This window comes from Pseudoalteromonas sp. S554 (assembly GCF_005930865.1).
GTDB lineage: Bacteria > Pseudomonadota > Gammaproteobacteria > Enterobacterales > Alteromonadaceae > Pseudoalteromonas > Pseudoalteromonas marina.
In genome coordinates this window covers 1-23289 of the sequence record NZ_PNDV01000067.1, presented here as the reverse complement: position 1 = coordinate 23289, position 23289 = coordinate 1, and the positions used below count along the sequence as shown (strand labels likewise).

Sequence of the window (23289 nt, the reverse complement as noted above, 5' to 3'; positions counted from 1 at the left end):
TCATTAAAATAGGTTTTTTGACTCGTCAATATTGGTATTAATCGCAGAAGTTAATTGATAATAAAGAGACAAAATATGAGTGTAATTAGTAAAGTTATTGCCAGAGAAATCCTCGATTCTCGCGGTAATCCAACAGTAGAAGCCGATGTTATCTTAACGTCAGGCCAAGTGGGAACAGCTTGTGCGCCATCAGGTGCATCGACAGGTTCAAGAGAAGCACTAGAGCTTAGAGATGGCGACAATAGTCGTTATCACGGTAAGGGGGTTTTAAAGGCTGTTGAAATAATTAATGGTCCGATTAATCAAGCCTTGCTTGGACTTGATGCGCTGAATCAACAAGCAATAGATAAGACAATGATTGAGCTGGACGGCACCGAGAATAAATCAAATTTAGGTGCTAACGCTATTCTCGCCGTTTCACTGGCAGTTGCAAAGGCGGCTGCTTTATCTAAAGAACAATCGCTTTATCAGCATCTGGCTGCCCTTTACGGTAGTTTGGATAAGTTATCGTTGCCGTTACCCATGATGAATATAATCAACGGTGGTGAGCATGCGGATAATAATATTGATATTCAAGAGTTCATGATCCAGCCTGTAGGAGCAAAGAGCTTTAGTGAAGGTTTACGTATGGGCGCTGAAGTATTTCAACAACTGAAAAAAGTATTATCGGGACGTGGATTGAATACGGCTGTTGGTGATGAAGGTGGTTTTGCACCAGATTTAGCTTCTAACGAAGAAGCATTAGTGGTAATTAAAGAAGCGGTTGAACAGGCAGGTTATGAATTAGGGAAGGATTTTACGCTAGCTTTGGATTGTGCAGCCAGTGAGTTTTATTATGAAGGTCGATACGTACTTACGGGAGAAAACAAATCGTTTGATGCTCAAGGGTTTTCAGACTATCTAGCAGAATTAACTGAAAAATACCCTATAGTTTCTATAGAAGATGGCTTAGATGAAAGTGATTGGCAAGGCTGGACATATTTAACCAAAATACTAGGCGATAAAATTCAGTTAGTAGGAGATGATCTTTTTGTCACTAATACACAAATACTTAGACAAGGGATCGAGAAAAATATTGCTAATTCCATCTTGATTAAGTTTAATCAAATAGGCACCTTAACTGAAACGTTTGAGGCCATTAATATGGCCCAATTGGCTGGGTATTCAGTGATTATTTCTCATCGTTCAGGTGAAACGGAAGATACTACCATTGCTGATCTAGCCGTAGCAACTTGCGCAGGCCAAATTAAAACGGGCTCACTTTCACGTTCTGATCGAGTTGCTAAATATAATCGCTTGTTGCGTATTGAAGAAGAACTTAGTGGTCAATCTATTTATAATGGTCTTGCTGAAGTTTATGCTCAAAAAGGTTATCAGTCATGAGGCAAGCGCTGATTATCGGTAACTGGAAAATGAATGGCAATTTAGCAGAGAATGATAGATTGCTAGCTACTATTAGCACCTCGTATGATTCAAGTAATGGTATAGAAATCGTAGTTTGCCCTCCTTCAATCTACATGGATCAAGTAAGTCGGCAGTTGTCTCAAAGTAAAATAAAATTCGGTGCTCAAAATGTTAGTGCCTACAAAAGTGGCGCATTCACTGGTGAAGTGTCAACGGCAATGCTACATGATTTTTCGTGTTCTTATGTGTTGCTTGGACATTCTGAGCGTCGAAGTCTCCATCACGAAAGTGATGTAGAGATAGCTGATAAGTTTTCGGCAGTGGTTCAAGCTGGAATTACTCCTGTGCTTTGTGTTGGTGAAACGTTAGTTCAACGTCAATCTGAAGAGACTTTTGCCGTTATTGCTGAGCAAATATCAAAGGTCGTTGAACAAGTAGGAATTAAAGCATTTGAGCATGCCGTTATTGCCTATGAACCAGTATGGGCCATAGGTACTGGTGAAACAGCAACCCCAGAACAAGCACAAATAGTACATGCTCTAATCCGTCGCCAATTAGCCGAATACGACGTCACTATTGCCAACAATATACGCATTATCTATGGCGGTAGTGTTAATGCCAATAATGCCCACTCCTTGTTTAAACAAAACGACATTGATGGTGGTTTAGTTGGCGGAGCTTCATTAAATGCAGATGCTTTTATTAACATTTGCCAAGCTTATAACTAACCCCTCTCAATACTACTATTAACGTGTTAAATACCAGTTATAGGCTTGGGATTTAACGCGTTAAGCTACACTTTATGTAGCTTCTGCAACACTTGCAGTACATTACTCTCTATACGCTTTATAAATTCTAACAAAACAAAATGCTTTCAACGTCTCGTTGTACTCTATTGCCGCACTATTTAACAATTCAGTAATCAACTAAACCTCCTTAAAACGAAAGAACGCTAGGTATTATACTATTTTCATTAAGTTTGTGATTAGGTTGTGCGTAGGGAAAATAAATCAGGGCAAGGCGCTTGATTGAGCAATAGCTGGCTATTGGGATTGAAAGTAACGCCGCTTTGGTTAATTTTAACCAGCACAGGTGAGTAATAACTTCGTGGAATTAATGGTATTAGGTAGCATTATTTGGCTAAGTTACTTTACTTATTTTAACCATGCCTCTAGGGCTTGTTTATAATAAATAAAATAGGGGTTTTTGATTACGATCAAACTGACATTAATCATAAATTGTCATACTATAGCTAGTAAGGACGCTAGTAAGTAAATTGAGTGATTTTATGTCAATAGTTTTAGAAAACCTATGCCACAAAGTAAATGGTAAAACACGTATTCATGATGTGAATTTAGTACTGGAACCGGGCTCTTTTAACGTATTACTTGGTAAGAAAGGCGGAAAAAAAGCGGGTAAAACTACCTTAATGCGTTTGATTGCGGGTTTGGAATCATCTTCATCAGGGCGTATTTTAAAAAATGGTGTTGATTTAACTAACGTGCCGGTTCAGCAACGTAATGTTTCAATGGTACATCATCAGTTTATTAATTATCCCCATTTAACGGTCAGAGATAATATTGCTTCACCCTTACGCGTAATAGGCCTTAAAAAGTCCGAAATCGAACTTAAAGTAAATGAAATTGCTGCCTTGTTACACATAGAATCTTGCTTAGATCGTTACCCTCTTGAGCTTTCTGGTGGTCAGCAGCAAAGAACTGCAATGGCACGGGCTTTAGTTAAAGATGCCGACATCATTTTATTAGATGAACCTTTGGTGAACCTTGATTATAAATTGCGCGAAGAATTACGAACTGAAATAAGAGATTTATTGGCAGCACGCAACTGTACTGCTATTTATGCAACAACAAACCCTAAAGTAGCTATGGCATTAGGAGGAAAATCGATATTGATGCATGAAGGACGGGTGATTCAAGAGGGGGAGGCCAGTGTTGTTTACAATCAACCTATTAATGTTGATGCCGCCAAACTTTGTAGTGATCCTGAAATGAATTTACTCGAAGGAAGTATCACTGACAATGAAATTATTTTTCATAATACGCTACGATACCCTTTAAACTCGCAAATTGCTGAATTAGCACCAGGAGATTATCGTTTTGGTATACGACCGAGTCACCTTAAATTTGTGCCTGCTGATGATAGAGATTTAGAATTATCAATGAGAGTTGATTTAGCCGAAATCAGTGGCTCTGAAAGCATGATAAGGCTTTCGAATAAGCATTTTAGTCTAGTTATGCACTTAGCTGGCGTACATGAATATCACACCGATGCTCAGATTAAGGTTTACATGCCGATACATAAAATTTTTGTGTTTGGTACTAATGATTTATTGATTAAAGCGCCAGTATTAACCTATTAAATTACCGTTAATTTATAATGTTTAACGAATACCTATTTCCTTTAATCTTTTATATAAGGTATTTCTACTAATGGCCAATGCTTTCGCTGTTTGTGAAATATTACCTTTATTTTCATTGTATGTCTGAAGTAAATCCGCCCTATCTGCTGAGATTTTATCCTCAATAGTCAGGTGTTCAATTGTTTGTTCATTTTGAACAGTTTCACTATTAACCAACTGTTTTTTATTGATTTTGTTTTGTTTAAGATCTTCAAAAAAATCATCGGGTAAGTGTCTTGTTTGAATCGGCTCATCATCAGACATTGCTTGGGCTATTTGAATGACACTAACCAATTGACGGACATTTCCTGGCCAAGGGTGTTGATTAAACAACTCAACTATCTCAGGAGGTAGTTTTTCATTTTCACTGCCATGACTATAAAGAGCATTGACCTGATGAAAGAGCTGCTTTCTATCCGTTCGCTCACGTAAAGGTGGCAGCTCAAGGTTGAGTCCACTGACACGATAATATAAATCTTGCCGAAATTGACCCGATTCAACATCCACTCTTAAACTACGGTTAGTTGCTGATATGAGTTTGATGTCAACGTGATAGTTTTCGGTAGAACCTAAAGGAGTCACTGTTCTTTCTTGTAAAACACGCAATAGCCTACTTTGTACACTAAGTGGCATTTCTCCTATTTCATCAAGAAATAAAGTTCCCTTATGTGCTTTACGTATAAAGCCAATTGAGCCCTTACTTGATGCGCCAGTAAACGCACCTTTTTCATAACCAAAGAGTTCTGATTCAACTAAATCACTGGGGATTGCGGCGCAATTAACTGCAACAAGTGGATGCATTCTTCGTTGACTATAGTGATGTAAGCCTTTGACAAAAACTTCTTTACCTACACCCGTTTCACCATGAATAAGAATAGGGATATCTTTATCAATAATGCGTTCAGCCTGTTCGATACAGCGTGAAATCTTTTCATCACCAAAGCTAAACTGTGCTAATGAAATAATATCAATGTCCGATTCTTTAGGTGCATTGTTTCGAAAATCAACAGGCTGTATTTCATTTTTTATCGGCGCTTTAATAAAACCATGTAAATGATATTTACTTAAAGCTCTAAAGGAAAATGGCAGGTTAGGAAGCTGATTCTTCAGTTTTTGTAAGGGAATATCAAAAATATCGGTTATATTTACTAAGGAAAGGTCGTAACACAATAATATTTCAGCTCGTCGATTCGCAGAAATAATCGTACCTTCTTCGCTGAAAACGATTATTCCAGACCATTGACTATCTAAATTATCAAAATTTGTATTAAAGGTAAGTAAAAAGTGCTCATCGCTAAAAGTACTGATGATTAGTCTATTTTCGATACTTTGTGACATTAACTTTACCATGCCCAATGTATGGGATTGTGGTAAATAGGCATCACTAGAAATATCAAGGACACCCAACAAGGTATGATTCACATCATAAATAGGTGACGCGGATCCGATCATAAAGCGATTAGCTTTTAAAAAATGATCATCTTGCTGAATTTGTACTGCTTCACCACAAGCTAGCGCTGTACCAATAGCATTTGTTCCATTATTTCTTTCTTTCCAATCAACCCCTTTTTCAAAAAGTGCTTTATTAGGTGAGGCAAGGAAACGCTTATCTCCCCAGCTATTTAAGACTTGCCCCTGATTATCAGTGAGCAGAATCAAACATTGAGTATTTGATAGGATATTTTCGTAATAAGGTAATACTTCATTACCGGTAGTTTTGATGAGTTGATGATACTCTTCATCTAAAGAGTGTTGGTCGCTTTGCCCCAAACGTTGTAATTGAGGTTGGCTTGATTGTTCTAAGCCATAAAGCTCACAACGTTGCCAAGACTCCTTAATTTTATCATCATCTTTCACCTGCTTTTCCTCATACTATTAATAGCAACATCAGCAAATTCAAGCTGATCAAATGTTGATATCAATATTTTATCTTGTAAATTACAACAGAGAATGAGCATATTATTTGAACAACAACTTGATTTGAAATACTCTCTGACCAATTGTTGAACAGTTTAAACAAAAAAAATTCTACTCATTGTTATACAATTTATAGGTGTTTTGGGTTGTTTAGTCAACAGTAAGGAAATATTTTAAGTATAAGTAAAAAAAACAGATGTTTTAGCTTTTTTTAAAATCCATTATAAAACAATGGTGTATCCTATTTTGTTTTTGTTTTTACTCAAAATATTTGATTTATAATAATTTAATTATAATCTGTTAGTCTTAGTATATAGATTGTGGAAATTCTTAACTGTTCAATAGGAGTTGTTCAATAAATGTGTTAACTGTGGTCATAAAAATATTATTTTGAACAGTTTTGAACAGTGTGCATTTTTTCTATTTTTAAATTAAATAAAATCACTATTTAAATTAATTTAATTATAACAGTGGTTTACATTGTTTTATTGAGCTTTATTACGAGTTGTTACATTTTGGCTTAATGAATGCATAGATAGAGTTATGACAAAAGATTTGTTCATAAATTTAATCAATGATTTATGTGAGATATAAATATGAATGGGAGAATTCAATAACATGTCACTCGTTTTAGAAAATTTAGGTTATGTTGTCGATGGTGAAACTTACCTAAGCGATGTAAACCTGAAATTAGAACCCGGTTCCTTCAATGTACTATTAGGTCGTACGCTTGCAGGAAAAACGTCCCTTATGCGCCTTATGGCAGGACTAGATAAGCCCACGTCTGGCAGTATTTATATGGATGGTCAAGATGTGACCAATATAGCTGTTCAACAACGAAATATCTCCATGGTGTATCAGCAATTTATAAATTACCCTAACTTAACTGTGCGTGAAAATATTGCATCACCATTGAGAATAGCAAAAACTAAAGAGTCAGAGATCACCCAGCGTGTTAATGAAACGGCGGCGATATTGCAGATAGAACCTTTTTTAGATCGACATCCTCTTGAGCTCTCAGGTGGACAACAACAACGTTGTTCCATGGCTCGAGCATTAGTCAAAGATGCAAGTATCATTTTATTCGACGAACCCTTAGTTAACCTTGATTATAAGTTACGGGAAGAGTTACGAGCAGAATTACGCGATCTATTTAAAGAACGTAATGCTATTGCCGTATACGCTACAACGGAGCCAAATGAAGCGATGGCTTTAGGTGGGGTAACAACGTTACTACATGAAGGACAAGTCATACAAACTGGTCCTGCAACTCAAGTATATCGTAATCCTGTCAGTGTTGATGCCGCAAAACTGTTCAGTGAGCCCGCTATCAATTTCATTCCCGGTCGCCTTAGTAAAAGTGAAGTCACTTTTGATGAGTCTGTTCATTTTCCACTCGATCAGGATTTAAGTAAGATTAAACCCGGAAACTATACCTTTGGTGTATTACCAAGTCATATTGGTTTAGTACCAAATCATGACGATGATTTAGAGCTTTCAATGCGTATGCAATTAGCTGAAATTAGTGGTTCTGAAACCTATATGCATGTTGTTAATGATCATTTTGATTTAGTAATACAACTGTCAGGTGTCATTAGTTACCATATTGGCGACCCGATCAAAGTCTATTTACCTACACATAAACTTTTTGTTTTTGATCAAGCAGGTAATACTATTCAAACACCATCTCAACGTATCACGAGGTAATAAATTCATGGCTGAAATACATTTAAAATCGTTGGCCCATAGCTACAGCAAGGATCCAAGTAAACCTTCTGATTATGCTATTCGAGAAATGGACCATGTCTGGGAGCATGGCGGTGCCTATGCGCTGCTTGGCCCATCAGGTTGTGGTAAAAGCACTTTATTAAATATCATGTCAGGGCTGCTTTCTCCTTCTGATGGACAGGTACTTTTTGATGGTGTTGAAGTAAATAATATTCCACCTGAAGATCGTAATGTTGCACAAGTTTTCCAATTTCCAGTTATTTATGATTCGATGACTGTTTTTGATAACTTGGCTTTTCCACTGCGAAATATGAAAACGCCAGAAGTTAAGGTACAAAGTAGAGTACATGAGATTGCTGAAGCACTTGAGTTAACCCCTTTATTAAAGCGTAATGCAAGTAAACTCACTGCTGATGAAAAACAAAAAGTTTCAATGGGTCGTGGTTTAGTTCGCAGTGACGTATCAGCGATATTGTTTGATGAACCGTTAACGGTTATTGATCCACAATTAAAATGGAAGTTGCGCCGTAAATTAAAGCAAATTCATGAGAAATTTAATATTACCATGGTGTATGTCACCCATGACCAATTAGAAGCTTCGACTTTTGCTGAAAAAATTGCAGTGATGTACGGCGGGCAAATTGTCCAGTTTGGTACACCTCGCGAATTATTTGAACGTCCTAATCATGCTTTTGTTGGTTATTTTATTGGTAGCCCAGGAATGAATTTGATCGAAGTACAACGCAGTTCTTCCGGTGTTAAATTTAACAACACACAAGTAAATCTTGAACCCGAAATGGTTAAATTACTTGCACAAATGCCAAGCAATAATTTGAAGGTAGGCATTCGTCCTGAGTTTATCCATATATGGGATGAGCCTAATAATGATGCTTATTGTTGTGACCTTGTCCATGTTGAAGATCTAGGCACATACAAAATACTCAACTTGAAACTTGACGGGCAACAATTAAAAGTTCGTCTTGACGAAGACCGTAAAGTACCTAAAGGCAAAGTTTATATTAGTTTCCCTGAGCAATGGCTGAAACTTTATGTTGATGAATTTTTAGTTGAAGTGGCTGTCGAGCTAGAAGGAGCAAACGCATGAATAAGGTAGCCAATAATAAAGCATGGTTTCTTGTATTACCGGTATTTATACTGGTAGCATTTTCGGCAATCGTGCCGATAATGACCGTAGTTAACTACTCGGTACAAGATATCTTTGACCAAAATACAGCCTATTTTGTTGGCGCCGAATGGTACCGTGAAATGTTGCGCAGCCCGCGCTTACTTGACTCACTACTACGACAATTTAGTTATTCGTTTTCTGTTTTGTTGATTGAAATTCCACTCGGTATTATCGTTGCGTTAATGATGCCTGCGAAAGGCAGAATGGCATCGGTGAGTTTAATACTTGTCGCTATTCCATTGTTAATTCCATGGAATGTAGTTGGCACCATCTGGCAAACGTTTAGCCGTGAAGATATTGGTTTATTCGGCTGGGCAGTAAATGCTATTGGTATTGATTACAACTATGCCTCTAATGCAGGTGATGCATGGTTCACTGTACTTTTAATGGATGTTTGGCATTGGACATCATTAATTGCCTTACTTTGTTATTCAGGGTTGCGAGCCATTCCAGAAGCTTTCTATCAAGCAGCGCGTATCGATCGTGCATCAAGCTGGGCAATATTTCGTTACATTCAATTACCTCGTTTGAAAAGTGTATTGGTTATCGGTGTATTATTACGATTTATGGATAGCTTTATGATTTATACCGAACCCTTTGTTTTAACAGGTGGCGGACCAGGCAACTCAACCACTTTTCTAAGCCAAGCGTTAACTAAAATGGCAATTGGTCAATTTGATTTGGGACCTGCTGCTGCGTTCTCACTGATTTATTATTTAATTGTTTTATTGGTATGTTATATGTTTTTCACCGTAATTAACTTACAAGACAAGGCAAAATAAGGAGTAATCTATGCAAATAAATAAACGTAAAACCCTAGGCATGACCGCTTTCTTATTGTTTTTATTAGTGCCCATCTATTGGCTACTGAATATGTCATTTAAGAAAAATGATGAAATACTTGGTGCACTGACGTTGTGGCCAGCTAACTTTACTTTTGATAACTATATTACAATATTTAGCGATCCAAGTTGGTACATGGGCTATGTAAACTCCATGATCTATGTTGCTATGAATATGGTCATCACTTTAATAGTAGCACTACCAGCCGCCTATGCATTTAGTCGCTATAAATTTGTTGGCGACAAACATCTATTTTTTTGGTTGTTGACGAATAGAATGGCACCACCTGCTGTTTTCTTATTGCCATTCTTTCAACTTTATTCGTCAGTGGGCTTATTTGATACTCACATTGCAGTAGCCCTTGCCCATTGCTTATTCACGGTGCCGTTAGCAGTATGGATTTTAGAAGGCTTCATATCTGGTGTACCACGTGAAGTTGATGAAACAGCTTTTATTGATGGCTATAGTTTCTCAAGATTTTTCATTCGAATCTTTCTCCCTATGATTAGTTCAGGTATTGGTGTGACTGCTTTCTTCTGTTTTATGTTTTCTTGGGTCGAGTTATTACTTGCAAAAACATTAACCTCTGTAGAAGCAAAGCCTATTGCTGCGATTATGACCCGAACAGTGGGTGCTGCGGGTATTGACTGGGGCTTACTATCAGCCGCCGGTATTTTAACAATCATCCCAGGTATTTTGGTGATTTATTTTGTACGGAATCATGTTGCCAAGGGTTTTGCCTTGGGTCGTGTATAAGACATTTTAGGAGATATATTATGAGTTGGATGGCGTGGACTGAATTGACCGTAACATTCTTTAGTGTTATCGCAGTTATATTAACATGCATGACAGTATATGAAATTAAAGTACCTTGTACTGAACGCAAGGGGTTTTTACCGATTAGTACCACTCGAGGAGATAGACTCTTTATTGGTTTACTAACAAGTGCTTATATTCATTTGGCCTTTCTGGCAGTGACTGAATTAAGTTTGATGATTGCTTTAGCATTGTCAGTTATTTGGTTAGCAATATTGTTGCGTTGGGGATAAGTAAGTAGAAAATAAATTTAAACTAGTAATTTTGTTGGGGGGAAAATATTGCTAGTTAAAAATTAAATGTATCGGATAAGTCAGAAAGTTCGATACGTTTAAAGGCTTGAGAAGTAGATTCAATTAACTATCATTAACTGAATCTAATCATCAAGTCGACCTGTTGGGTAACACCAACAATAGTTCTGGAAGCATGAACAAGGTAGAAGTTGAAGCATGCTTCCAGTGATTTATCACAATATAAAATTAAACTAAAATTAAAATGAGATACATCATGAGAAAGTATAAATTAAAGAAGATTGTTTTACTAGGCGCTGCTATATCAGTTGCGGGGATGACTCTACCTGCGTTTGCAGATCAATCTATTACAACAGCAAAAAGTTGGCTAGACAAAGAATTTACAGAGTCTACACTGACTAAAAAAGAACAACTTGAAGAGCTTAAATGGTTTATGGAGGCAGCAAAACCATTTAAGGGCATGACAATTAATGTGGCCTCAGAAACCATTGCAACACATACTTATGAATCTAAGGTTTTGGCCAAAGCATTTGAAGAAATCACAGGTATTAAGGTTAATCATGACTTAATCCAAGAAGGTGATGTGGTTGAAAAATTACAAACCCAAATGCAGTCTGGTCGTAATATCTATGATGCCTATATCAATGATTCAGATTTAATTGGAACACATTTTCGTTACGGTAAAGTTGTTGCCATTTCAGACATGATTGAAAATGAAGCTGTAAATTATACGTTACCTACATTAGATATTGATGATTTTATCGGCTTAGATTTTACCACTGGCCCTGACGGAAAATTATATCAGCTACCCGATCAACAGTTTGCCAACTTATATTGGTTTCGTGCTGATTGGTTTGCTCGTGAAGATCTAAAGAAAGCGTTTAAAAGTCGTTACGGCTACGCATTAGGTGTGCCAGAAAACTGGTCAGCTTATGAAGACATTGCCGACTTCTTTACTAATCATGTAAAAAATATTGATGGTAATCGTGTCTACGGACATATGGATTATGGTAAGAAAGATCCCTCATTAGGCTGGCGTTTCACTGATGCTTGGTTCTCAATGGCTGGTGCAGGTGATAAAGGTCTACCTAATGGATTACCAGTTGATGAATGGGGTATTCGAGTTGAAGGTTGTCGTCCTGTAGGCTCAAGCGTGTCACGTGGCGGAGCGACCAATGGTCCTGCAGCCGTATATGCAACAACTAAATATGTTGATTGGCTAAATGATTACGCGCCACCACAAGCACAAGGTATGACTTTCTCTGAAGCTGGTCCTGTGCCTTCTCAAGGAAATATTGCTCAGCAAATATTTTGGTATACCGCTTTCACTGCCAGCATGACTGATAAAGGTTTAGCTGTAGTTAACGAAGATGGTACACCTAAATGGCGTATGGCTCCTTCTCCTAAAGGTCCTTATTGGGAAGAAGGTATGAAACTTGGTTATCAAGATACCGGTGCTTGGACCTTCATGAAGTCAACACCAGAAAAACGTCGTTTGGCTGCTTGGTTATATGCCCAGTTTACTGTGTCTAAAACTGTTTCATTAAAGAAAACATTAGTGGGTTTAACGCCTATTCGTGAGTCTGACTTGAACTCTCAAGCAATGACAGATGCGGCACCAAAACTAGGTGGATTGGTTGAATTTTATCGTAGCCCAGCACGTGAGAACTGGACTCCAACAGGAACGAATGTACCTGATTATCCTAAATTGTCTCAACTTTGGTGGCAGAACATTGCTGAAGCGGCAAGTGGTGAGAAAACACCTCAACAAGCCCTTGATAGCTTAGCTGCTGCACAAGATAAGGTTATGAAACGATTAGAGCGTTCTGATGTTCAAGGTGAATGTGGTCCAAAACTAAATGAAAAACGTGACCCTAGTTATTGGTTGAATAAACCAGGTGCTCCAAAAGCTAAACTAAGTAATGAAAAACCTCAAGGTAAAACCATTGCTTATGATGACTTACTTAAAAGCTGGAAAGCCGAATAACTAAGCTTTAATTCTTCATAAAAATTATTATCCAGCCCTCAGAAATCTCTTTGGGCATGGATAATGCTACGCAAATTTTATACAAAAAATTAATAAATAAAATTTGTTTTGTGAACTAAATACTAATTTTATGGTGTAAAAATATGAAAACATTGAATAATATTAAAAACGCAAGAGAAATGACTAAGTTAAGCAGCGCTATTGGTTTAGCCATGGTAACTATGGCTATGTCAAACCCTGTTAATGCAGCAGTAACGATTGAAAGTGACACGGGTTGGGAAACGAGTATCAGTGGTTCTATTCCAGTTTTTGTGGTTAGCTCTGATCATGAAGGTGAAGAAAAGGCTTTTCGAGTTCAATCAGGCTTTAATCCTGCTAACTTAAATTTTCACGTAGCTGCACCAAAACTGGATAATGGCTTAACGGTTTCAGGTAATTTTCAAATAGACACACATTTACAAGGTAGTGGTGTGCAAAATAGCGGGTTATTCGAAAGCCGTGTTGCAAATATTCAAATAGCAGGTGATTTTGGTACCGTTGTCGTTGGTAAGGATTTTGGTGTATTTAACAGCTCAGCTATTGGTGATATTGCCAGCCAAGGTGGCGTAGGTTGGTTAGGTGGCGGTGCTGATACTGGTAATGCTACAGGAGGACGTATAGGTACAGGTTATGTTTATGCCAATTTCAATCCTCAAGTGAAGTTTGTTTCAAATGATTACAATGGTTTATCATTTAAAGTAGCAATGATTAACCCTGAAGAGCCACAAGACTCACAAGGTGCTAGCATTGAAACAGATTCACCACGCTTCGAAGGGCAAGCTAATTATGCAACGAAGTTTAATACGGGTGGTATTAAGTTATGGGCTGGATTCATACAACAGAATGTCTCAGTGTTAGGCGCGAACTCTTTTGATTATGATATGCAAGGCTTCGATGTTGGTACTCATCTTGATTTAGGTGATTTTGGTATAACATTGTCATTTACAGATACTACCGGTATTGGTGCTGATGGCCTATACGGATTCGGTGGTATCAATGATGCTGATGTCGATGCCACTCAATGGTATGTGGAAGCAGATTATGTCTTTGATAAAACTACCGTTGGCATAAGTTACGGCGAAGGACAACAAGATAGTCGAGCTGCCGATGCTAGTAAAGGCCTTGATGCTGTAGCAGAAATAGACAATGAACTTTCAATGTTATTTGTTCATTATCAAATGTCAACAGAATTTCGTTTAGTTGCTGAACTGCAAGATTATAAGTCAGATGTTCAAGCTAATTATGATGCTATTGTGCTTGGTTTTCAGTTCGACTTTTAAGTAAGGACAGCCATACAGTTAGATTTGCCTTTACTGTATGGTTTTTTGGTTGATTTGACACTTGGGATTCTTCCCACAGTTTCTTAAGTTGTTAGGCAACTTTTGGAAATGAACAGAGGGGTTGCCTTTCTAGGTTGGCAATATATGCACTACTTTCTGTTCTGCTTTGCCTGCGCTTTTTGCGCAGGGCTTTTTAGCTCAATATTATTGAAATTAAGGTCTATTGTATTCCGAAATAACTTCGAATTAATAATAGCAGAGATTGGTTTATGAACCTGGCTTGGAACTAATTCAATTTTACTGTGAGGTAATATAAATGAGCTTTTTACGAAATTTATCAATTCAGTATAAATTACTTGCTCTTACATCAATACCACTGCTACTAGCTCTGGTTGTTATTGTTAATATGCTGTCAAAAAACTATCAAGTCTTCGCTGATATGCAACAAGCGCAAGAGTTAGAGGCATTGAACACTGTTGCTAGCAAGTTAATTCATGAATTACAGAAGGAAAGTGGTTTTTCGATAGGGTATTTGAGTGCTAAAGGTAAAAAATTCTCCACAGATTTAATTGAGCAAGTCGCTAGCACTAACCAGCAATTATTTGATTATCAAGACGTAGCGATTCAATTCAATACGACAGACAATAGTCAGCAACTGTCTAGTTTAATTTCATCGATCGATCAACAATTTGAGATGCTTGGTAATATTCGTATTGGCGTTAAAGAACAAAATATCCCTAGTAATGAAATAGTTCAATACTACATCAAACTTAATCGTTCATTACTGGCAATTAGTCGCATAATTTCAACCTTCATTGACGATAAGCAGATAAATCGTCAAATGAATGCCTATTTATATCTATTACAAAACAAAGAACTAGCGGGAATTGAACGTGCTGTATTGACACAAGCTTTTACGGCGAAGAAGCCCACTATTGAAGTGTATAATCATTTTGTTAGTTTATTAGCAGAGCAAGATATTTACATGACATTATTTCTTGATATAGCGAACGAAGAGCAAGAAAAACTACTTAATGACACACTTGAAGGGGATGCTGTTATGGAAGTTGAACGCATACGTAAGACCGTATTGAAACACAAAAAACGTTTACGCATCAATGCTAACTATTGGTTTGCTAATGCTTCAACACGGATAGACAAACTAAAAATACTGGAAAATATAATGGCTAATAAATTAACAGAATCTATTACAAATGCAAAAAATGTTGCGTATCTGAAATTATTGCAACTTGCAATAATTGCAATAATTGCATTAGTGATTAGCTTAGCAATAAGTATTTATTTACTACGGCAAATAGCTGGACAGATTCGTGCACTTTCGAAGGCAATGATAAAGGTTCAACAGCATTCAGATCTTACTTCGAATGCAGAAGTAAAAAGTGGAGATGAGCTCGGTATGCTTGCCAATAACTTTAATCAAATGGTTGCTCATTTAGGTGATTTAACAGGTAATGTTAGAAATGCAAGTGAGCAATTAAGCCAAACGGTTGGGGAAATACAACAGGTTATATTGACCGTTGATAAAGAAGTGAGTAGTGGTTTAGGTCAGGCTGAACAAGTGGTAGTCGCGGTAAATGAATTAGATGCAACAGTCCAAGACGTTGCATCAAATTGTTCTGGCACTGCAGATAAATCCCAATCTACTCATGATGCAGCTCTTCAAGGCGAGCTACTGGTTAACCAAGCAAATGAATCTATAGATAAACTTTCCGATGAAATAAATAAATCTAAAGCTATTATTCAGCTGGTGGCTGATGATAGCAATGAAATTGGTAGTATTTTAGATGTGATAAATAGTGTAGCTCAACAAACTAATTTATTGGCGTTGAATGCTGCAATAGAAGCGGCACGAGCCGGAGAGCAAGGACGAGGTTTTGCTGTGGTTGCCGATGAAGTTCGTTCTTTAGCGCATAAAACCTCAGAATCAACTTCTCGCATTCAAGAGATGATCGAACAATTACAAACCCGTAGTCAGCAAGGGGTTCAAGCCATGCTCAGTAGTCAAGAGTGTGCTAATACCACTGTTGATGGTTTTAGTGGTGTGTCTGAGCAATTAAAGAATATTACCTTTCAATCATCTGAATTAAGTGACATGAATTTGCAGAATGCCGCTGCAACGGAAGAACAATCAGCGACGGTAGACGAAGTTAATCGTAATATAGCGAACATCCAGCAGAGCTACCGTTGTACTAATGAAAATGCGTCTAAATTAAAGGAGACAGCTGAAAATTTAGATTCTGTAGCAAGACAGTTAATGGATGAAGTTAGTCGTTTTGTCGTTTAGACAGATTTAGTTATCATCATGTTATCACCAATAAAGAGCTGTTCTAATCGATACGTTCACCTTCAGCTGCAATGATAAAGGTTCAGCAGTATTCAGACCTTACTGCTAACGCAGAGGTAGATGGTAAAGATGTTAAACCTGCCTGATACACCTTTATGGTTATCCACCTGAACCATTGTGTTAATAACATTACCAACACAGAAGAAGTGCATTAATAAAATAAGGATGAAGGAATAACATGAATAACCTTAGAGCAAATAATATCAGCAAACTACCGAATGAAATCTTTGATGTATTAGTTATCGGTGGTGGCATTAATGGCGCAGTGTCTGCCGCCGCCCTTGCTGCAAAAGGGGTTAAAGTTGCTTTGATTGATAAAGGCGATTTTGCGGGTTTTACTAGCTCGAACTCTTCCAATTTGGCTTGGGGCGGGATTAAATACCTAGAGAGTTATGAATATAACTTGGTCAACAAGTTGTGCAAAAGTCGTAATCACTTGATGCGAAATTATCCTTCTTCGGTTAAAGAAGTTCGATTCTTAACCAGTATTCAAAAGGGCTTTCGTTTTCCACCTTTTCTGGTTTTTCTCGGTACTGCCTTATATTGGTCTATTGGCCGTTTTTTTACTCAAAAGCCCATTTATCTCACAGCATCAAAAATCAAATCGATGGAAAATGTAATTAATACTTCGTCGGTAAATGGCGGCTTTGAGTACTCTGACTGTTATTTGCCTGACAACGACGCCCGTTTTACTTTTAATTTTATTCGCTCTAGCATGAGTTATGGCTGCATAGCCGCAAATTATGTAGAGTCGCTAGGCTCAACCAAAGAAGACGATATTTGGATAACCAACGCCTGTGATACGGTTAGCGGTGAACAGTTAACGATCCGCTCAAAAACAATAATTAATGCCTGCGGACCTTTTGTTGACCCACTTAATAAGGTCAACAAAGAGCATACTGAGCATCATCACCTATTTTCAAAAGGGATCCATTTAATCGTCGATAAGGTCACCGAGAGTAAAAAAATACTAACCTTTTTTGCTGACGATGGCAGACTGTTTTTTGTAATCCCTATGGGGCCTAAGACCTGTATTGGCACCACAGACACACAGGTCGAAAGCCCTTATGCATATGTTACCGACGATGATCGACAGTTCGTATTAGACAACGCGAACAAGCTATTAATTTTGGATAAGATATTAACCAAAGACCATGTGATTGCTGAACGATGTGGCGTAAGACCCCTAGCTATTAAAGGCAAAGGAGGCAAAGCCGACTGGGTTCAGCTGTCGCGTAAGCATGCCATTGATATTAATGCTGACGCACGATATATGTCAATATTCGGTGGTAAACTTACCGATTGTATTAATGTTGGCGACGAAGTAGCTAGCATTGTGAAAAGCTTTGGCATAGAGCTGCCACATGCTAAACACAAGTGGTATGGTGAACCCGATGAAGCGACTAAGCGGGAGTTCATGCACAGAGCAGAACTAATGGGACTCGATGAATTAACCCCTGTATCATCTTCTGAGCCCCTAACAACAAGATTCTGGCGCCGTTATGGTCGTAATGCTATTAATATGCTGGAAAGCATCCGTGAGAACCCAGAAAAGGCGGAGTTGTTGATAGAAAATTCAGAATATTTACGGGTTGAAATCGAACATGCCGCGCAGCGAGAAATGGTAACTAAGTTAGACGATTTTTTACGCCGTCGTTCTAAAATCTCTCTGGTAGTACCGGAGTCAGATATTCTTAACGCGCCGGGTCTGAAAGAGGCTTGCCAGATTTTGTTTGGCGATCAGGCAGATGAAAAATTACAGGAATATAAGGATATGATTCTGGCAAAAAATAACAACTAGACAATACGCACTTTCGCATATATATCGGCGCAAGCGACCGAGCTCTAAACAAGTCCAGCTAGCCTGAATGAGTTTCTTTACGATCTAATTCTACAAGCTGGTCTTGAACATATTTCCCAACATACGGATTATTAATGACCAATTTAACGAATTTAGTACCGCCTGGTGTTGTTAGTGGAGAAAATTTAAATACATTGTATCGTGTTGCTCGTGAGCAAAGTTATGCTTTTCCAGCAGTAAATGTTGTTAGTACCAACTCGATTAACGCAGCCCTTGAAGCGGCTTATCAATGTCAATCACCTATTATTATTCAGTTGTCGCACGGTGGCGCAGCATTTTTTCTGGGTAAAGGCGCTCCATTAAAAGATCATCAACCATCAATTTTTGGTGCTATTGCTGCTGCACATTATGTACATGCGGCTGCAAAACATTATGGTATACCAGTTGTTCTTCACACAGATCATGCAGCTAAAAAATTATTACCTTGGATTGATGGCTTATTAGACGCAGGACAAGCGTATTATAATTTACATGGCAAGCCGTTATTTAGCTCGCATATGTTAGATTTATCAGAAGAAAGCTTAACTGAAAATATTGAGACTTGTCAGCAGTATTTAGCGCGTATGTCAAAACTAGATATGGGGATAGAAATTGAGCTTGGCTGCACTGGTGGCGAAGAAGATGGGGTTGATAATACAGAGATTGATGCGTCATTACTTTATACCCAACCCGAAGATGTTGCTTATGCTTACGAGCAATTAAGCCAAGTGAATAATTCATTCACCATTGCGGCTTCATTTGGCAATGTACATGGCGTTTATAAGCCCGGTAATGTTCAATTAACGCCAAAAATATTGAAAAAATCTCAAGCTTTTGTTTCACAAAAATATAGTTTAGGTCATAACACTTTGAACTTTGTTTTTCACGGAGGCTCTGGCTCAGCACCATCTGAAATTACTGAAGCTATCGGCTATGGCGTGATAAAAATGAATATTGATACCGATACACAGTGGGCAAGCTGGGAAGGGGTTTCTAATTATTATAAAGAAAATAAAGAATACCTTCAAAGCCAAATTGGTAACCCCACTGGTGACGATAGTCCAAACAAAAAATACTACGACCCACGTGTGTGGTTACGTAAAGTAGAACAGTCGATGACTGAGCGTTTAGCGCTTTCGTTTAAAGAACTTAATTGCCTTGATAGGTATAAGGAATAAGTATGAAGCGTTTAATTCCATGTTTAGAGCAAGACAATGTCGAAATTGAATTGATCTTGTTAATCAAAACGATATTAACGGCTTGTAAAGAAATTTCATTCAGAGTGGGTCAAGGTGCATTGTCAAATGTACTTGGCTCTACGTTAGATGAGAATATTCAAGGTGAAACTCAAAAGAAATTGGACATCATAAGTAACCAGTTACTTAAAGACATGTTATTAGAAAGTGGCAAAGTAAGAACTATCGCGTCTGAAGAAGAAGACTATGTTGTTGCTGCAACTGAAGGTGCACCTTATATTGTTGCTTTTGACCCACTTGATGGCTCTTCAAATATTGATATTAATGGTCAGATAGGCACAATTTTTACTGTTTATCGTGCAAAAGATGATGAATCTGCAGGTAGTGAATCGCAATTTTCACAAAAAGGCACTGAGCAGGTTTGTGCAGGCTATGTTTTATATGGCCCATCTACCATGTTGGCACTGACAACCGGTGGACCATCTCGTTTATATACTTTAGACAAAACGCAGGGTTGTTATTTACTGACCACTGATCAAATGGATATCCAGACAGAAACACAAGAGTTTGCTGTGAATATGTCTAACTTCAATCAATGGTCATCAGGATTCACTCATTATATTAAGGATCTTATTTTGGGTGATGAGGGGACGCGAGCTAAGAAATTTAACATGCGTTGGAATGGAGCAATGGTTGGTGATGTACATCGCGTGTTGTCTCGTGGCGGAATTTTTTGTTATCCGAATGATATTAAAAAACCTGAACAACCGGCTAAATTACGTTTGTTGTATGAAGCAAACCCATTGGCAATGTTAGTTGAAAATGCCAATGGTAAAGCCTTTACCGAGCAAGAACGGATATTAGATATTGAACCGTCTCACATTCACCAACGTGTTGCCGTGATTATGGGGTCAACGGGCGAAGTAGATGAATGTTTAGGATACTTAAAAAGCCAATAAAAATATTAGCGTCGGCTGAACTTTGTAAATAAAGTTCAGCCGTGATTTTTGTATAAAAACCTTTGATTAATAACGCTAAAAGATTAGTTGTTATTTTAATTAATTTAAAAAACTGCTCATGTCTAAATATTTATTTGCAACGTAATAATTTAGATAGTCTCATATTTCAGAATTAGGATATAACTTGTATGTTACCCAGCACCCCTGAGTGGAAGTCACTCGTAAATCATTATAATAAAAATATACATATACAAATGCGTGATTTATTTGCTCAAGATACTGAACGGTTTAAAAGCTTCTCTCTTTCTGCGGCGGGAATAATGCTAGATTATTCTAAGAATCGTGTTACTGACGAAACAATGCACTTGTTAATGAATTTAGCTGAATCATCGGATTTATTGAATAAGCGTGACAAAATGTTTAGTGGCTCAGCTATCAATACCACTGAAAACCGTCCGGTATTACATACCGCGTTACGTAACTCTTCAAATAACCCCGTCTATGTTGATGGCGTTGATGTGATGCCACAAATAAAGACAACGCTCGCTAAGTTAGAACATTTTGTCAATGATATTTCATTAGGTAAAAAAATAGGATATACAGGCAAAGCGTTTACTGATGTTGTTAGTATCGGTATTGGCGGGTCTTTTCTTGGACCTAAAATAATGTCAGAAGCGCTAAAACCTTACCAACAATCTCAATTAAAGGTCCATTTTATTGCGAATGTTGATGGTTGTCATATTCACGATGTGCTGTCTAAAGTAAATCCTGAAACAACACTGTTTATAACGTCATCTAAAACATTAACGACCCAAGAAACATTGCGTAATACGTTAACCGCACGGAATTGGTTTGTTGCAACAGCCACAGCTGAAGAGGTTAAATATCATTTTGCTTGTGTTTCTTCTAATGTAGAGGCTGCGCAAAAATTAGGTATTGAGAAAGAAAATATTTTCCCAATGTGGGATTGGGTTGGTGGTCGTTATTCTGTGTGGTCTGCTATTGGTTTACCTTTGGCGTTAGCGATAGGATTTGATAATTATCGTGACTTTTTACAAGGCGCGTTTGAAATGGATGAACATTTCACGCATGCGCCGTTAGAAAAAAACTTGCCTGTTATTCTTGCTTTATTAGGTATTTGGTACCGAAATTTTTATGGTGCTCAATCGCAAGTATTATTGCCCTATTATCATTATTTACGAGGTTTACCAGCTTATATTCAACAACTGGATATGGAAAGTAATGGTAAATCAATTTCACTTGATAATAAGTCTATGTCTTATGACACTGGCCCAATAATTTGGGGAAGTGAAGGTACAAATGGTCAACACTCATTTCATCAACTAATCCATCAAAGCAAAACCCCTATTCCTGTAGATTTTTTGATGCCTTTATTCCCTTTCCACGAAATTGGTAATCACCATGATATGCTCGCTTCTAACTGTTTTGGTCAAAGTCAGGCACTAATGGCTGGGCAAAGTCTCGAAGAAGTTAAAGCGGCGATGAAAAAGGCTAACTGTGATGTATCAGAAATTCAAAAGCTGTCAACTCATAAGGTGATGGAGGGTAATAAACCGAGTAATACCATTTTATTTGAAAAGTTAACTCCTAAGGCTCTCGGCAGTTTAATTGCCATGTATGAGCATAAGGTGTTTGTTCAAGGTGTTATTTGGAGGTTGAATTCTTTTGATCAATGGGGTGTTGAATTAGGAAAGTCACAGGGTAATAAAGTATTATCAAAAATAACCAATCCTAAAGAGATATTAAATATGGATGGTTCAACGAATGAATTAATTAAGATGTATAGAGAACGCTAGTATCCAAAAGTTAATTAATAGCTCGGTATTTAGATCTATTTGCATATTCCGGAGCATCGTGAACAGTGATTCCGGCCCATCGTGAACACCCATACTGGTTTTAGCGTGAACGCTTATTCCGGTTTTATCGTGAACACTTTTTACTGATTTTCCGGAATCGGTGTTCACACCAAACCAGTACAATTTCAACGCATTGATTATTACTTACTTTGTTAAGCTATCCCCTTTTTCGATTGAGGAAGGGATATGGCGACCAAAAGGATCACAATGCGTAAAATTCGAGAAGTGTTGAGGCTACATTTTGCTGCCCAACTCAGCGTTAGAAAAATAAGTGCCAGTACAAAAATCAGTGTTGGTGCTATTCAAAAACTATTAACAAAGGCCAAAGCGTTATCGTTAACCTGGCCACTACCTGATGAAATGGATGATACCGTCCTAGCAAGTCAGTTTTATCCCCGCGCCGATACACGGCCATCTCAGCGTTTTGAAATGCCTGACTGGCCACAAATTAGAAAAGAATTAACCGGTAAAGGCATCACCAAAAATTTACTTTGGGAAGAATATACCCAGCAATATCCAAACCGTTGTTATAGCTACTCTCAGTTTTGTGATCGCTATATGCGGTGGCTTAAAAAACAAAAGCGTTCGATGCGGCAAGTGCATAAGGCCGGTGAAAAGTTGTTTGTCGATTACGCTGGCCAAACGATGCCTATTGTCTGTAATGCAACGGGTGAGGTGAAGTTTGCTCAGATATTCGTGGCGGTGATGGGCGCATCCAACTACACGTTTTGCGAAGCAACCTGGAGCCAAAGTTTACCTGATTGGCTTGGGAGTCATGCGCGATGCTTTGAGTTTCTTGGCGGTATACCCCAGATGATCATCCCTGATAATTTGCGTAGTGGTGTCAGTAAAGCATGCCGCTATGATCCGGATGTTAACCCTAGTTACCAGCAACTGGCTGCGCATTATGGCACCGTGATCGTGCCAGCTCGCCCTCGAAAACCACAAGATAAAGCCAAAGCTGAAGTGGGTGTGCAAATCATTGAACGCTGGATATTAGCTAAACTGCGTCATCAAACCTTTTTCTCTTTAGCGGAGCTTAATCATTGTATTAAAGCTTTGTTGCTTGAGGTAAATAATAAGCCTTTTAAGCAACTTAGTGGTACACGACAATCATGGTTCGCGTCAATTGACCGTCCGGCTTTAGCGCCCATGCCTCAGCTGTTGTGATTCAATGAAACC

Annotated in this window: 16 protein-coding genes and 1 pseudogene; 16 read left to right on the top strand and 1 reads right to left on the bottom strand. The window is 38.0% G+C overall.

The window, feature by feature from the left end:
• The first annotated feature begins 75 nt into the window (after positions 1-75).
• The 3 genes from eno to CWB65_RS14555 all read left to right on the top strand — a co-directional run bounded on the left by eno (position 76) and on the right by CWB65_RS14555 (position 3784).
• A complete protein-coding gene (gene eno, locus CWB65_RS14565) occupies positions 76-1383 on the top strand; it encodes a phosphopyruvate hydratase (protein ID WP_138740852.1) in 1308 nt (435 codons plus the stop codon).
• Positions 1380-2132 (top strand): triose-phosphate isomerase, encoded by a 753-nt coding sequence (tpiA, locus tag CWB65_RS14560; protein WP_138740851.1) that lies wholly within the window; start codon positions 1380-1382, stop codon positions 2130-2132. Before eno ends, tpiA begins: the two co-directional genes overlap by 4 nt.
• Positions 2133-2692: 560 nt before the next feature.
• On the top strand, positions 2693-3784 hold the full coding sequence (locus CWB65_RS14555; RefSeq protein ID WP_138740850.1) for an ABC transporter ATP-binding protein: 1092 nt from the start codon (positions 2693-2695) through the stop codon (positions 3782-3784).
• Between the two features lie 21 nt (positions 3785-3805).
• Here the strand turns inward: CWB65_RS14555 and CWB65_RS14550 are convergent, their stop codons facing one another.
• A complete protein-coding gene (locus CWB65_RS14550; protein WP_138740849.1) occupies positions 3806-5680 on the bottom strand; it encodes a sigma-54-dependent Fis family transcriptional regulator in 1875 nt (624 codons plus the stop codon).
• Between the two features lie 678 nt (positions 5681-6358).
• Here CWB65_RS14550 and CWB65_RS14545 point away from each other — a divergent pair.
• The 13 genes and pseudogenes from CWB65_RS14545 to istA form a co-directional block, all read left to right on the top strand.
• The gene (locus CWB65_RS14545) at positions 6359-7447 is read left to right on the top strand and encodes an ABC transporter ATP-binding protein (protein ID WP_138740848.1); all 1089 of its coding nucleotides are present in this window, start codon (positions 6359-6361) and stop codon (positions 7445-7447) included.
• 7 nt (positions 7448-7454) lie between these two features.
• Positions 7455-8573, top strand: coding sequence for an ABC transporter ATP-binding protein (locus CWB65_RS14540; RefSeq protein WP_138740847.1), 1119 nt, complete (start codon positions 7455-7457; stop codon positions 8571-8573).
• Entirely contained in the window at positions 8570-9436 is an 867-nt protein-coding gene (locus CWB65_RS14535; RefSeq protein WP_138740846.1) for a carbohydrate ABC transporter permease, read from the top strand. The genes CWB65_RS14540 and CWB65_RS14535 overlap by 4 nt, the downstream gene beginning before the upstream one ends.
• Before the next feature lie 10 nt (positions 9437-9446).
• A complete protein-coding gene (locus tag CWB65_RS14530) occupies positions 9447-10253 on the top strand; it encodes a carbohydrate ABC transporter permease (protein WP_138740845.1) in 807 nt (268 codons plus the stop codon).
• A 20-nt stretch (positions 10254-10273) separates the two neighbouring features.
• On the top strand, positions 10274-10546 hold the full coding sequence (locus CWB65_RS14525; protein ID WP_138740844.1) for a DUF2160 domain-containing protein: 273 nt from the start codon (positions 10274-10276) through the stop codon (positions 10544-10546).
• A 334-nt stretch (positions 10547-10880) separates the two neighbouring features.
• The gene (locus CWB65_RS14520; protein WP_502704847.1) at positions 10881-12551 is read left to right on the top strand and encodes an ABC transporter substrate-binding protein; all 1671 of its coding nucleotides are present in this window, start codon (positions 10881-10883) and stop codon (positions 12549-12551) included.
• Between the two features lie 143 nt (positions 12552-12694).
• Positions 12695-13870: a porin gene (locus tag CWB65_RS14515; RefSeq protein ID WP_138740842.1), complete on the top strand. Its 1176-nt coding sequence runs from the start codon at positions 12695-12697 to the stop codon at positions 13868-13870.
• Positions 13871-14186: 316 nt separating this feature from the next.
• On the top strand, positions 14187-16175 hold the full coding sequence (locus CWB65_RS14510) for a methyl-accepting chemotaxis protein (protein WP_138740841.1): 1989 nt from the start codon (positions 14187-14189) through the stop codon (positions 16173-16175).
• 238 nt (positions 16176-16413) lie between these two features.
• Positions 16414-18036 (top strand): glycerol-3-phosphate dehydrogenase/oxidase, encoded by a 1623-nt coding sequence (locus tag CWB65_RS14505; protein WP_138740840.1) that lies wholly within the window; start codon positions 16414-16416, stop codon positions 18034-18036.
• 134 nt (positions 18037-18170) lie between these two features.
• Positions 18171-19253, top strand: coding sequence for a class II fructose-bisphosphate aldolase (gene fbaA / locus CWB65_RS14500; RefSeq protein WP_138740839.1), 1083 nt, complete (start codon positions 18171-18173; stop codon positions 19251-19253).
• 2 nt (positions 19254-19255) lie between these two features.
• On the top strand, positions 19256-20230 hold the full coding sequence (locus CWB65_RS14495; RefSeq protein WP_138740838.1) for a class 1 fructose-bisphosphatase: 975 nt from the start codon (positions 19256-19258) through the stop codon (positions 20228-20230).
• 188 nt (positions 20231-20418) lie between these two features.
• The gene (pgi, locus tag CWB65_RS14490) at positions 20419-22047 is read left to right on the top strand and encodes a glucose-6-phosphate isomerase (protein ID WP_138740837.1); all 1629 of its coding nucleotides are present in this window, start codon (positions 20419-20421) and stop codon (positions 22045-22047) included.
• Between the two features lie 246 nt (positions 22048-22293).
• Positions 22294-23265, top strand: a pseudogene (gene istA / locus CWB65_RS14485) (IS21 family transposase); the annotation flags it as partial.
• Positions 23266-23289 lie beyond the last annotated feature (24 nt).